The organism is Bacteroides sp. OM05-10AA, assembly GCF_003439055.1.
Taxonomy (GTDB): Bacteria; Bacteroidota; Bacteroidia; order Bacteroidales; family Bacteroidaceae; genus Bacteroides; species Bacteroides intestinigallinarum.
Genome location: NZ_QSUR01000005.1, coordinates 160924 through 174599, shown reverse-complemented (window position 1 = coordinate 174599; position 13676 = coordinate 160924). Strand labels below are relative to the sequence as shown.

Here is a 13676-nt window from a genome sequence, read left to right as displayed (position 1 = left end):
TCTTTTCTTCTTTATAAGAAAAAGGTATTTTAGCCAAATTTAAATTTTCTCTAAAAAGTTTTCTTATTATAAGTAAAATGCATTCCTTTGCAACATTTAATACTTATGGATATACTGGCGAATGGCTCAAATCAACTTCAACTCGATATATACTGCTTATTATAGGAAAGCCTTCCTATTTACCTTGTCCTATGTCCATAATGACTTAGTAGCAGAAGATATTGTATCAGAAGCCATTATCCATTTATGGGAACTAAGTAAAGAACGGGAAATCCCAAGTGTTGAAGCGATCTTAATTACTTATATTCGCAGCAAATCACTCAATTACCTGAAACATATACAAGCACAGGAGAATGTTTTTCAAACTTTGCTTGATAAGGGACAGCGTGAATTGGAAATTCGTATATCAACATTGGAAGCCTGTGACCCGAAGGAAATATTATCAGAAGAATTACGGGCAAAAGTGCACGCATTACTGGAGAGTATGCCGGAAAAAACTCGTACAGCTTTCATCCGCGATCGCCTGGATGGAAAATCCCATAAAGAAATAGCCGAAGAACTGGGCATTAGTGTAAAAGGAGTAGAATATCATATCAGCAGAGCAGTTAAAATACTGCGTGATAATCTAAAAGATTATGCTCCATTCCTTTTCTTTTTCATCTGAAAAGAAGGAAAATACCGCCTTGCTTGCTATTTTTTTAAGCAATAACAAAAAAAATCACATTTCTTACTAGGGAATCTCTTTAGTGAGTGGTATTCTTAATGAAAGGGGAATAATACCCCTATTCTCATTACTCATAAATTATTTATTATATGGATAAGGAATTACTATTAAAATATATTGCAGGCAAGGCATCCCAAAAAGAAAAGGAAGACGTTGCTACATGGATTGATGCAGATGCAGCCAATCTTAAAGAATTCATTTCTCTTCGTAAGAGTTATGATGCATTCATCTGGCAAGACACAGGCGCATTCTCAAAGAAGACAAAAAAGACAATTTCATTGCATCCTGTTACACAACGAGTCTTGCGGATTGCGGCAGTGTTTGTTGTAGCTTTCGGATTAAGTTATGCAATGATACAGGTTCTCCAAAAAGAGGATATAGAAATGCAGACTGTTTACGTGCCAGCCGGACAACGTACATTGGTGACACTTGCTGACGGAACTACAGTATGGGTAAATGGAAAAAGTACATTGACTTTCCCGAGCCATTTTTCTTCCCGTACACGTACTGTGGAACTTGATGGAGAAGCCTATTTTGATGTCCGGAAAAATCCGGAAAAACAGTTTATAGTCTCTACCGCTCACCAGTCTGCCATAAAAGTTCTGGGTACAAAATTCAATGTAAAGGCATACAAAGAAGCAGATGAGGTAATTACTACTTTAGTTGAAGGGAAAGTTAATTTTGAATTCAACAACGCCAGTCAACAACCTCAGTATATTGTGATGGCTCCGGGACAGAAGCTGGTTTATTATTCCCAGAATGGAAAGACGGAGCTCTATACGACTTCCGGCGAGAGAGAACTTTCATGGAAAGATGGCAAAATCATTTTCCGTCAAACGTCATTACGGGATGCACTGGATATCTTGGCAGATAGATACAATGCCGAATTTGTCATACAGGAGAGTGTGCCTCATGACGACTCATTCTCCGGAACATTTACCAACCGGAATCTGGAACAGGTACTTAACTTTATCAGTGCCTCCTCGAAAGTTCATTGGCGTTATCTGAATAATAACGCAGATGCCGGTAAAGAGAAAATAAAGATAGAGATATTTATTTAGTACTAAAAGATAAAAACCTTAATTCCCAAAAACTTATTGCCATGAAAAACAAAGATCCCTAGCAACCAAAAAAAATACGGGATGATATTGGCCGTATCCTCCCGTATGAGCTTCAGTAATTGTGAACCTACTTGTTTCCCGACAAGTATAACTACCAATTTTCTAATTAAACTCGTTACAAATTTATGCAAAATTATTGTATCGTCCAATTTCTTGGAGGATTAAAGTCTATTAGACGAACCTTAAAGGAAATATCATTGGCTATGAAATTACTATTTATACTCCTTATCTGTTCAGCCGGATTAGCGTATGCATCAGATGGCTATGCGCAAAAAACTTCTATTACTTTACGAGTTAACGATTGTACTATAGAAGAGGTGCTGCACAAGATTGAACGTGAATCTGGATTCAGCTTTTTTATAAATAGCAAGAATCTTAACCTTAATCGCCGGGTATCGGTTTCAGCTTCCGAGAAGAATATTTTTCAGGTGTTGGAACAGGTCTTTGCAGGTACAAATGTCGAATATAAAATATTGGATAATAAGATTGTACTGACGGCTAAAGAAACGAAACTAACTCAACAAAAAACAAAACCCGTTGCAGGTACGGTAAAAGACAAGAATGGCGAACCGCTGATTGGGGTCTCTATTATGGAGAAAGGAACCACTAACGGAACAGTGACCGATCTTGACGGAAACTATACATTGACCCCACAGACTGCCAGCCCGGTATTATTATTCTCGTATGTGGGTTATCAAAAAAAGGAATTACCCGTCTCCGGTCCGGTATTGAATGTCACCTTGGAAGATGATTCGCAAGTGTTGAACGAAGTGGTGGTTACCGCTCTCGGTATTCGTAAAGAGGCGAAAGCACTGTCTTATAATGTCCAAGAAGTTTCTGCCAGTGAAATTGTCGGTGTCAAGGATGCCAATTTCGTAAATAGCTTGTCCGGTAAGATAGCAGGTGTTGTCATAAATTCCAGCTCATCCGGTATCGGTGGTGGAGCTAAGGTGGTGATGCGTGGTGCGAAATCTCTTTCCGGAAATAATAACGCCCTGTATGTAATCGATGGTATTCCGATGCCTTCGTTGGAAACAACACAACCGGACGACTTTATGACCGGTATGGGCCAATCCGGTGATGGTGCTTCCATGATTAACCCCGAAGATATTGAAACTATGTCTGTGTTGAGTGGTGCTGCCGCTTCCGCACTCTATGGTAGTGATGCCGCCAATGGTGTTATCATGATTACCACAAAGAAAGGATCGAAAGATAAGCTTCGTGTCAACTATGCCAATAATACCTCATTCTTCAATCCGTTTGTAACTCCGGAATTTCAAAACACTTATGGTGCGACTACGGGAGAAATAAGAAGCTGGGGACAGAAATTGGGACAAGCCAGCAGTTACGACCCGTTGGACTTCTATCAGACTGGATGGAACGAAACCAACTCTTTGACCATCAGTAATGGTAATGAGAAGAACCAGATATTCCTTTCTATGGCTGCTACCAATGCGGCAGGTATTGTTCCGAACAATACGTTGGATCGCTACAATTTCACTATCCGTAATACGACTAGCATGCTCAATGATCGTCTGCGTCTCGACCTAAGCGCAAGCTATATGAATGTGCGTGAACAGAACATGGTGTCACAGGGACAGTATTTCAATCCGATTGTTCCTATCTATCTGATGTCGCCGAGCTATAGTTTGGAAATGCTTCAGCAGTTTGAAATGTACAACGAAGCCCGTAACTTCAAAACACAATACTGGCCTTGGGGTAATCAGGGTATTGCCATGCAGAACCCCTATTGGATTGTCAATCGCGACAATTTTATCAATCACAAGAACCGTTTCCTCATGAGTGGAGGTTTGAGTTTCGAAATTATGAAAGGCATTACATTAGGTGCACGTGCCAAAATGGATTATACGTCGGCTCTGTACGAAAAGAAATACGCTGCATCTACCGATAATATTTTCTGCCAGAAATTTGGAGGATATTATAAAGGTGATGCATCCACTCGTCAACTTTATGGCGATGTGATGCTGAATATCGACAAATATTTCGGCGACTTCTCACTGACCGCTACACTAGGTACCAGTATTCAGGATGTCAACTACCAGTATTATGATGTGGGAGGTAGCTTGAATTCTGTGGCAGACGGATTTACAATGCTCAACCTGATGCAGTCTGCCGTGAAATTCCAGCAGGATGGTTATCATGACCAGACGCAATCCATCTTTGCTACAGCACAGCTGGGTTGGAAGAGCAAACTCTACTTGGACGTAACAGGACGTGTTGACTGGTCGTCTGCTTTGGCATGGACCGATACGAAGTCGGTTGCTTATCCGTCAGTGGGTGTTTCTGCTATCTTGACAGAGTTACTACCCATCAAGAACAATGTGCTTACCTTCTTGAAGGTACGCGGCTCATACAGTGAGGTAGGTAATGCCCCTACACGTTACATTGCTTATCAGACTTACCCATACGAATCGGCTTCTCCCGTCACGGCTACCACATATCCCAATACGGATATCAAGCCGGAGCGTACCAAGGCTTGGGAAGTCGGTTTGCAGTCTCATCTTTGGAATGATAGATTGGAACTGAACGTTTCTCTCTATAAGACATCTACTTACAACCAATTATTCAACCCATCAATTTCCGCTTCTTCCGGTTATTCTTCTATTTATATCAATGGCGGACAAGTGGATAACAAGGGTATCGAAGCAAGCCTGACATTAAACCAGCCGCTCGGACCGGTAAAATGGAACTCTACCTTTACTTATACCATCAATCGCAATAAGATTAAAAAACTGTTGAAACCGACTACTTTATCGAGTGGAGAAGTTGTCAAACAGGATATGATGGATTTGGGCGGATTGGAAATTGTGAATTCGCGTCTCTTTGAAGGTGGCTCTATTGGTGACTTGTACGTGACTGCACTTCGCACCGACTCCCATGGGTATATTGACGTAGACTATGTCAACAATACAGTAGCTATAGACAACAAGGCGGGCGAACGCCAGGACGGATGGATTTATGCCGGTAACTCGCAAGCTAAGTATATGATGGGATGGCGCAACTCATTCTCATGGAAGGGTTTGACATTGAGCTGTCTGGTAAATGCACGTATTGGTGGTATTGTTGTCTCACAGACACAGGCGATGATGGATGCTTACGGCGTTTCTACAGCTACTGCTGAGGCACGCGACTTGGGCTATGTGCTGATTGACGGTTATAAAGTACCCGCTGTACAGAAGTATTATAGTACTGTAGGAAGTGGTGTCGGCTCTATGTATGTTTATAGTGCGACAAACGTTCGCCTTGCAGAGTTGTCTCTCGGTTATAATATCCCTGTTCAGAAGTGGGTTCCTTGGATACAGGGCATGAATGTAGCCTTCACGGGACGTAACCTGCTAATGTTCTATTGCAAAGCTCCTTTTGACCCTGAACTGACGGCAAGTACAGGCACGCATTTCAGCGGAATGGACTACTTTATGTTGCCGAGCTTACGCAATTTAGGTTTCTCTGTTAAACTCAATTTCTAAAGAATCGATAAGATGAAACATATATTAAAATGCATGAAAGTGTTCAATGGTGTGTTGCTTGCCGGAGGCTTGTTGTTTACCGCTTGTACCGACCATTATGAAAGTTGGAATATCAATCCGAATGAAGTGACTCCCGAGCAGATGGAACGCGATAATCTCCTGACGGGAGCCTATTTCACGCAGATGGAAAGAGGTATTTTCGTAGTAGGTAAAGACAAAGGTGGCTTGTTTGAGGAGACTCAAATGCTGACCGGTGATATTTTTGCCAGCTACTGTGCTCCTATTAAAACATGGAACTATGCCGGAGAGCAGGACAACGATTGTTACAAACTCTATCCGCAGTGGTACAACTCTCCGTTTAGCACCGCTTATACAGAGGTGATGCAGCCATGGCGGAAAGTCGTGGATTGTACTAGTGGAACGTCCCCCGCACGCGCTATGGCTACTATTGTCAAGGTGTTCGGTATGAGTCGTATTACGGATAAGTATGGCCCCATCCCTTATTCAAAGTTTGGTACCGGCATTCAAGTAGCCTACGATAGCCAAAAGGATGTATATTATCGTTTCTTTGAAGAATTGTCAAATGCCATTGAGGTGCTCACCAGCTACAATAGTCGTACTTCCGAGCCTTACTTGGAAGACTATGACTATATTTACAATGGTAATGTGGCGAATTGGATAAAGTTTGCTAATACTCTCCGTCTCCGTCTGGCAATGCGTATTTCTTATGTGGATCAGACAAAGGCCCTGGATGAAGCTAAAGCAGCAATAGATCATACTATCGGGTTAATGACTTCCGTTAGTGACAATGCCGTTTTGAAACAGTCTGTATCCTTCTCTTTCATTAATGAGTGGTGGGAAGCATTTGAAAGTTTCAATGATTTTCGAATGAGTGCCACTATGGATTGTTATTTGAAAGGCTTACAGGATCCGCGTTTGGCATCTTACTTCAAGGTTGCGAAGAAAGATGGAGCATATCATGGAGTCCGTAATGGACAAACCAGCCGTAGTCAGGGAACTTTGTCTGAAGCAGCGTCTAGCATGAACGTAGGACAGGCTAGCTCTATCCTCTGGATGGATGCCGCTGAAACATATTTCCTTTTGGCTGAAGCTAAACTGCGTTTAAACTTGGGAGATAAGACTGTGAAGGAATATTACGAAGAAGGTGTGAAGACCTCTTTTTCTTCCAAAGGTGCTTCCGGTGCGGAGAGTTATCTTGATAATGATGTAAATGTACCATCAACTTCATTCATTGATCCGACAAACGGACGTAATACCGATGTAAGTCGTATGGTTTCGACTTTGACAGTGAAGTGGGATGAATCGGCTTCTCCTGATAAGAAACTCGAGCGCATTATGGTGCAGAAATGGATTGCTCTTTTCCCGGACGGACAAGAAGCGTGGAGCGAGATGCGGCGTACTGGTTATCCCGGCATTGTGACTATCAACACAAATGCTTCCGGTGGAGAAGTTGCTACTGGAGAGCTCATCAGCCGTTTGAAGTTCCCTACGAAGGAATATTCTGACAATGGCGAGAACACACAAGCTGCTGTTTCCCTGTTGAAAGGCACGGATATTGCCGGCACACGTCTTTGGTGGGATGTGAAAAGGTAATCAGATATATAATGTAGAACAATCTAACTAAGTAATCAGAATATGAAAACAATGAAATACATATTGGCCGCACTGACTGTGGGCGGTATGATGGCCTCATGTAATACAGACATTGAGTCGTTGACCATTCAGCGACCGCTGACTTACGACGACCAATACTACCAGAACTTACGCGACTACAAAGCGAGCGAGCACGAAATTGCTTTCGGATGGTTTGCGCAGTATGGAGCGCAGAACTCTGCCGCTGTTCGTTTTATGGGATTACCTGACAGCCTTGATATTTGCTCTATGTGGGGTGGCATTCCGGCAACAGAAAATACGGAGATTTGGGAAGAAATCCGCTTCGTGCAGAAAGTGAAAGGAACCAAGATGCTTTGTGTGGCAATCACCCGTATCGATGCGGAAACAGATGACCATGCTTTCAAGCAGGCTTACAATGAAGCGAAGGCAATGCCGAGTGGCGAAGAACGGACTGCCGCACTTAATCGTTCTTTTGAGATGTATGCCGAATATTTCCTCGATCAGGTATTTCTGAACGATCTCGACGGTTTTGATGCGGACTATGAGCCGGAAGGTGACTTCTTGAGTGGCTCTAACTTTGAATATTTTTACAAACACATGGCAAAGTACATGGGACCGAATCCGGACATCACTAAGGAAGAACGTTTACAGCTCATCGAAGAACGCTATGGCAAAGAAATCGCTTCACAGGAAGGTATCTGTGATAAAATGCTTAATATCGACCAGACCAGTACCAGCATGACTAGCCTTATCCCGTATAGTAACTATTGCTTCCTTCAAGCTTATGGCGGTGGTACGGGAGCAGGCGGATGGCCTGATGAAAAAGTGGTGTACTGTTGCAATATGGGTGATAACTGGCAGGGAGATATGCAGTCTATGTACAACCAGGCACGCTACAAGCCCGCGAATGGTAAACGTAAAGGTGGCTTTGGCGCATTCTTTATCCATCGTGACTATAATGTACATGAATGCAACCCTGAACCTTACTATCGGTTCCGTCAGTGTATTCAAATACAGAATCCGGCTATCCATTAATTAACCTTTTAATGAAAGATGACAATGAAAAGTAGAAAAAATCTATTTTATATAGGTATGTTCGCCCTCTGTGGCATCGGTCTTGCCGCTTGTGGTGACGATGAGGCTTATGATGTTTATGGCGATCCATTTAACCGGGTATATATACAAGGTGGTTCCAATACATATAAGATCGTGCAGACTCCTATTAGTACAGTCAGCAATTTGGATTTTAAATGGCCGGCAAAATGCTCGAAGAAAGCAGACGGTACCATTAAAGTGGTAGTAGAAGTGGATAACTCTCTGATTTCTGCCTATAATGAAGAACATGGTACCGTGTTTGAAGCTATGCCCGCCGGAGCCATCGTACTGGAAAATGCCGAGATGACTATCCCTGCCGGGGAAAGAGTGGTTGCTGATACTGTGCGTGTAAGACTGACGGATGACTCTAATGTACTTTCCACTCTAAAGAGTGAAAAAGGATATATTATTCCTTTACGTCTGGTATCGGCAGAAGGAGCTAATTCACAGTTGAGCACTAATATGATAGAACCAACCTTTTTGACTATCACTGTTACAGAGGATAATATGAATCATGAGGCTACCGAATATACCGGAACCGGAACATTGGTTGCTGACCAGTCTGGATGGATTGCTACAACTAATGGAACGGTGGAAACATGGTATGATCCTATTGAATCAATCTTTGATGGGGATTATCAGACCGGTTGTTATATTACGCAAAGTTCCGGAGAACTTCAATTGGATGTAGACATGGGTAAAGCATACTCCTTTGAGGGTATCAAAATGACATATAATGGATATGATAGTTCTACTTGGGATTATGCAGAGGTAGGAGCATTTACTTCCGGTATGACTGTTAGTACCAGTGATAACGGCACGGATTGGAAGTTGCAAGGTGAAATAGATCGTAGTACTGCGGCTTGTGTTTTTTATGCTCCCTTGACTGCCCGTTATATTCGGATTTCTGTACCCAATACCGGAGGTTGGTATGGTGCGACTTTAGAATGTGGCGTATTTAATGTTTATGCTAAATAATAATTAAAACCATGAAGAAATATACACTTTTATCTTTATTGGCTTTGTTGCTCTGTGTATCAGGCTGCAAGACCGAACCGGATTACAGTGATGCCGTTTACATGACCGGTACGCTGACTTCATCGAACGTAAAATTCCTGGTTGAGGGACAGTCTACTTTAGGATTGACCGTGACCTCCACCGATAAAGCGGAAACAGACGTGACGGTAGGCGTACAGGTGGCTCCTCAATTACTGGAATCTTTCAACTCTTCTACCGGTCGTAACTGTCAAATGCCTCCTGAAGGCAGCTATAGTTTTGAAGGTGGTGAAGTGATAATTCCAGCCGGACAAAACCAGTCTACACAAATCAAAGTGACTGCTGATTCCGAGAAATTACAGGAAGGTGTATCTTACTGTCTTCCCGTAACTATAACTTCCGTTTCAAACAGTGATCTGAAAGTTATGGAGAGTTCCCGCACTGCTTATGTCATGCTCACCAAAGTGATTGAAATTAAAGCCGCCTATTTGGCACGCCGGGGATATTTCAATATTCCTTCGTTTGGTGATCAGGAAAATAGTCCGGTGAAAGCACTCGGGCAGATGACATTGGAAATGAAAGTGCTTCCTAAGTCTTTCCCGGTTGGGCAGGAAAAGAGTGCCAGTGGCATTAGTTCATTATGCGGATGCGAAGAAAACTTCCTCTTCCGTTTTGGTGACGGCGCCGGTAATCCTGTGAATAAGTTGCAGTTCGTGAAAGGTTCCATCGGTACAGCATCTCATCCCGATAAGAAAGATCACTATGAATCGTGGGTAGAAAAGGAATTTCCTACCGGACATTGGTTGCACTTTGCTGCTGTATACGACGGTCAGTATCTCCGTCTTTATTTGGACGGTGAGCAAATCCATTTCGTAGAGACCAAGAATGGTGGAACTATTAATTTGAGTATGGCTTATGATGGTCATACATGGAATGATGCATTCTCCATTGGCCGTTCAGCAGGTAATGCCCGTTTCTTTGATGGTTACATAAGCGAATGTCGCGTATGGAATGTGGCACGTACATCGGCACAGATTGAAGATGGTGTTTGTTATGTGGACCCCACTAGCGAAGGACTTGTTGCTTACTGGCGTTTTGATGGCGAAACGCAGGATGATGGTACGGTGCTTGATATGACAGGTCATGGTCACAATGCAGTGCCCGGTGGAACTATCACCTATGTAGACAACCAGAAATGTCCGTTCTAAAAGAGGTAAAATAGAGGTTGTTCTTTAGTACGATGAAGTCTGCTGTCGAATCGGTTTTGCTGCAAGGTATTACGAGGGGATGGCAGACTTCTCTTTTAAATAGCTAAGTTTATAAAAAATAGTTATGCTAAATAGAATCAGTAAATCATTATTGCTTACGGCTATGATGACAGGAGTTTCTTATTCCTTTGCACAGCAGCTTCCGGCAGTAGCCTATAAAAATCCGACTTTACCCGTAGAAACAAGAGTTGCGGATTTACTATCCCGTATGACATTAGAAGAGAAAGTCGGTCAACTCCTTTGTCCTTTGGGTTGGGAGATGTATGAAATCAAAGGTAACGATGTGCTCCCTTCTGATAAATTCAAGCAACTTATAAAAGACAGAAATGCCGGAATGCTATGGGCAACCTATCGTGCCGATCCGTGGACAAAGAAAACATTAGCAACCGGGCTGAATCCCGTATTGGCTGCAAAGGCAGGAAATGCCTTACAGAAGTATGTGATGGAGAATACCCGTTTGGGGATCCCCTTATTCCTGGCAGAAGAAGCGCCGCACGGCCACATGGCGATTGGTGCAACCGTTTTTCCTACCGGAATTGGGATGGCTGCAACTTGGTCACCCCAACTGATAAATGAGGTAGGTGAAGCAATCGGCAAAGAGATACGTCTTCAAGGCGGACATATCAGCTATGGACCTGTGCTTGATTTGGCCCGTGATCCCCGTTGGTCTCGCGTGGAAGAAACTTTTGGTGAAGACCCTGTATTGACGGGTGAAATAGGAAAAGCGATGGTGGCAGGATTAGGTGGCGGTGATTTGTCACGTCCATACAGCACGCTGGCTACCCTCAAACACTTCCTCGCTTACGGTATCTCGGAAAGCGGACAGAACGGGAATCCCTCTTTTGCAGGTATACGTGAACTGCATGAAAACTTTCTGCCACCATTTAGACAAGCTATCAATGCCGGAGCATTATCCGTAATGACTTCGTATAATTCGATGGACGGTATTCCTTGTACAGCCAATCATTATCTCCTGACCGAACTTCTACGGGATGAATGGAAGTTTAAAGGGTTTGTTGTTTCCGATCTATACAGTATCGAAGGCATTCATCAAAGCCATTTTGTTGCTTCTACAATGAAAGAGGCGGCTGTAATGGCCTTATCTGCCGGAGTCGATATTGATCTGGGAGGCGATGCCTATATGAATCTTATGGATGCGGTGAACCGGAAGGAAATAAGTAAAGAAATCCTTGATGCAGCCGTGAGTCGTGTACTTCGATTAAAATTCGAAATGGGATTGTTTGAAAATCCTTATGTGGATCCCGGAAAAGCGAAGAAAGAAGTTCGTAGCAAAGAATACGTTACTCTGGCACGCCAAGTGGCACAAGCTTCGATCACCTTATTGAAAAATGAACACTCGCTGCTTCCATTAGACAGGAGTATGAAAGTTGCACTGATCGGACCTAATGCTGATAACCGCTATAATATGTTAGGAGATTACACCGCTCCGCAGGAAGAAGAAAATGTAAAGACCGTATTGGATGGAATCAGAGCAAAACTTTCTTCCTCACAGGTGGAATATGTGAAAGGCTGTTCCATTCGTGATACCGTGACGTCTGATATTGAACAAGCCGTTGCAGCCGCCCAGCGTTCCGAAGTCGTTATTGCTGTGGTAGGAGGCTCCAGTGCCCGTGATTTCAAAACCAGTTATAAAGAAACAGGTGCGGCCATTGCTGATAAAAAGACAATCAGCGATATGGAATGTGGTGAAGGCTTCGACCGTGCAACGCTTTCTTTATTAGGAAAACAACAGGAATTACTCAAAGCCTTGAAAGCTACCGGAAAACCATTAATAGTAGTTTACATTGAAGGGCGTCCTTTGGATAAAAACTGGGCATCAGAAAATGCAGATGCACTGCTGACCGCCTATTACCCGGGACAAGAAGGGGGGAATGCCATTGCTGATGTTTTATTCGGTGAATTTAATCCGGCAGGACGATTACCATTCTCTGTGCCCCGTTCCGTCGGACAGGTTCCGGTATACTATAATAAGAAAGCTCCCCAAAGCCATGACTATGTAGAAATGTCAGCTTCTCCGCTTTATTCTTTCGGATATGGCTTGAGCTATACCACATTTGAATATTCAGATTTACATCTGTCAGCTCTGACACCATACTCTTTCGAAGTTTCATGCAAAATCCGGAACACCGGAAAGTACGATGGTGAAGAAGTTGTTCAACTTTATTTGAGAGATGAATATGCTTCAGTAGTGCAACCGTTGAAGCAATTGAAACATTTTGCACGCTTCTATTTGAAGTGTGGAGAAGAACAGGAAGTGAAGTTTATTTTGTCCGAAGAGGATTTTGCACTTGTCGATCGGAATTTGAAAAGGGTGGTAGAACCGGGAACTTTCCGAGTAATGATCGGTGCTGCTTCTGATGACATCAGATTACAGACGAAAGTGGAGATAAAATAGGAGATACTATCTTTGGCAGTTCGATATGTTCTAAGTACATTTGTTTCTTCTCGAAGTAATACAAAGTAAGATTTACGACATACGCGGGCAAAAAGTGATGTTAGACTTTGATTTGGCGGAAATGTACGGAATAGAAAACAGGGTGCTAAAACAAGCTGTTAGACGTAATTTAAAAAGGTTCGAAGGTGAGGACTTTATGTTTGAACTCACGAAGGACGAACTTTCAAGATCACAAATTGTGATCTTGAACAAAGGAAGAGGCAGCAATTTTAAATACATGCCTTTTGCTTTTACGGAACTAGGCGTAGCAATGCTTAGTAGTGTTCTAAACTCTGATACAGCTATTGAAATAAACAGAGGGATAATGCGTGCTTTCGTTGCGGTTCGTCAGTTGCTGTTAAACCCGCCGACTGATCCAGTACATGAACTTCAAAACGAAGTCAAAGAACTAAAAGAGTACATAGAGGAAGTCTTTGCAGACTATAACGACATCAACGACGACACCCGGACGCAGTTAGAGTTAATTAATCAAACCCTAGCCGAGTTACAGGCGCAAAAGGCTTTAGCAGATAAGCCGCGTAACCCTATCGGCTTCATTACTCCCAAGAAGAAAGAATAAATAGGCTGTCCGGTTATTCCGTTGGTTGCTCTATTGGCCAATAAAATAGGAGATACTATCTTTGGCAGCTAAGTACATTTGTTTTTTCTAAAGGAAATGAATGTTCAAGATGAATATGGAAGAAAACAATAACGGGGGCAAGAAACTGCAAATACGCAACAGTACGGCTGAATTTCTTATTTTTCAGATAGAGAATAAAGAAGAAGGCATTGAAGTGCTTTATCAAGATGAAACTCTGTGGCTGACACAGAAGGCGATGTCGATGTTGATATACGTACAATTAATGAACATTTGAGAAATATATATTCGCAAGG

General features: G+C 42.7%; 10 protein-coding genes. All 10 read left to right on the top strand.

What is annotated here, in order from left to right; all coding sequences use genetic code 11:
* The first annotated feature begins 121 nt into the window (after positions 1-121).
* The 10 genes from DXB58_RS05725 to DXB58_RS28110 all read left to right on the top strand — a co-directional run bounded on the left by DXB58_RS05725 (position 122) and on the right by DXB58_RS28110 (position 13657).
* The gene (locus DXB58_RS05725; RefSeq protein WP_008997914.1) at positions 122-664 is read left to right on the top strand and encodes an RNA polymerase sigma-70 factor; all 543 of its coding nucleotides are present in this window, start codon (positions 122-124) and stop codon (positions 662-664) included.
* 149 nt (positions 665-813) lie between these two features.
* A complete protein-coding gene (locus DXB58_RS05720; protein WP_122136191.1) occupies positions 814-1785 on the top strand; it encodes a FecR family protein in 972 nt (323 codons plus the stop codon).
* A gap of 185 nt (positions 1786-1970) precedes the next feature.
* A complete protein-coding gene (locus tag DXB58_RS05710) occupies positions 1971-5333 on the top strand; it encodes a SusC/RagA family TonB-linked outer membrane protein (RefSeq protein ID WP_122136189.1) in 3363 nt (1120 codons plus the stop codon).
* 12 nt (positions 5334-5345) lie between these two features.
* A complete protein-coding gene (locus DXB58_RS05705) occupies positions 5346-6947 on the top strand; it encodes a SusD/RagB family nutrient-binding outer membrane lipoprotein (RefSeq protein ID WP_117935565.1) in 1602 nt (533 codons plus the stop codon).
* Between the two features lie 42 nt (positions 6948-6989).
* Positions 6990-8003, top strand: coding sequence for a glycoside hydrolase family 18 (locus DXB58_RS05700; RefSeq protein ID WP_122136188.1), 1014 nt, complete (start codon positions 6990-6992; stop codon positions 8001-8003).
* 24 nt (positions 8004-8027) lie between these two features.
* Entirely contained in the window at positions 8028-9041 is a 1014-nt protein-coding gene (locus DXB58_RS05695) for a BT_3987 domain-containing protein (protein WP_117935569.1), read from the top strand.
* An 11-nt stretch (positions 9042-9052) separates the two neighbouring features.
* Positions 9053-10267, top strand: a complete 1215-nt coding sequence (locus DXB58_RS05690; protein ID WP_117935573.1) for a DUF1735 and LamG domain-containing protein — start codon at positions 9053-9055, stop codon at positions 10265-10267.
* A 166-nt stretch (positions 10268-10433) separates the two neighbouring features.
* On the top strand, positions 10434-12743 hold the full coding sequence (locus tag DXB58_RS05685; protein ID WP_122136218.1) for a glycoside hydrolase family 3 N-terminal domain-containing protein: 2310 nt from the start codon (positions 10434-10436) through the stop codon (positions 12741-12743).
* A 97-nt stretch (positions 12744-12840) separates the two neighbouring features.
* Complete coding sequence (locus DXB58_RS05680; protein ID WP_233527245.1) at positions 12841-13362, top strand: ORF6N domain-containing protein; 522 nt, start codon at positions 12841-12843, stop codon at positions 13360-13362.
* Between the two features lie 109 nt (positions 13363-13471).
* The gene (locus tag DXB58_RS28110; protein WP_233527244.1) at positions 13472-13657 is read left to right on the top strand and encodes a hypothetical protein; all 186 of its coding nucleotides are present in this window, start codon (positions 13472-13474) and stop codon (positions 13655-13657) included.
* Positions 13658-13676: the final 19 nt, after the last annotated feature.

Excerpts from the sequence above, each read along its gene's own strand:
- DXB58_RS05725 (WP_008997914.1), top strand. The coding sequence starts at position 122 with ATGGCTCAAATCAACTTCAACTCGATATATACTGCTTATTATAGGAAA.
- DXB58_RS05720 (WP_122136191.1), top strand. The coding sequence starts at position 814 with ATGGATAAGGAATTACTATTAAAATATATTGCAGGCAAGGCATCCCAA.
- DXB58_RS05710 (WP_122136189.1), top strand. The coding sequence starts at position 1,971 with ATGCAAAATTATTGTATCGTCCAATTTCTTGGAGGATTAAAGTCTATT.
- DXB58_RS05705 (WP_117935565.1), top strand. The coding sequence starts at position 5,346 with ATGAAACATATATTAAAATGCATGAAAGTGTTCAATGGTGTGTTGCTT.
- DXB58_RS05700 (WP_122136188.1), top strand. The coding sequence starts at position 6,990 with ATGAAAACAATGAAATACATATTGGCCGCACTGACTGTGGGCGGTATG.
- DXB58_RS05695 (WP_117935569.1), top strand. The coding sequence starts at position 8,028 with ATGAAAAGTAGAAAAAATCTATTTTATATAGGTATGTTCGCCCTCTGT.
- DXB58_RS05690 (WP_117935573.1), top strand. The coding sequence starts at position 9,053 with ATGAAGAAATATACACTTTTATCTTTATTGGCTTTGTTGCTCTGTGTA.
- DXB58_RS05685 (WP_122136218.1), top strand. The coding sequence starts at position 10,434 with ATGACAGGAGTTTCTTATTCCTTTGCACAGCAGCTTCCGGCAGTAGCC.
- DXB58_RS05680 (WP_233527245.1), top strand. The coding sequence starts at position 12,841 with ATGTTAGACTTTGATTTGGCGGAAATGTACGGAATAGAAAACAGGGTG.
- DXB58_RS28110 (WP_233527244.1), top strand. The coding sequence starts at position 13,472 with ATGAATATGGAAGAAAACAATAACGGGGGCAAGAAACTGCAAATACGC.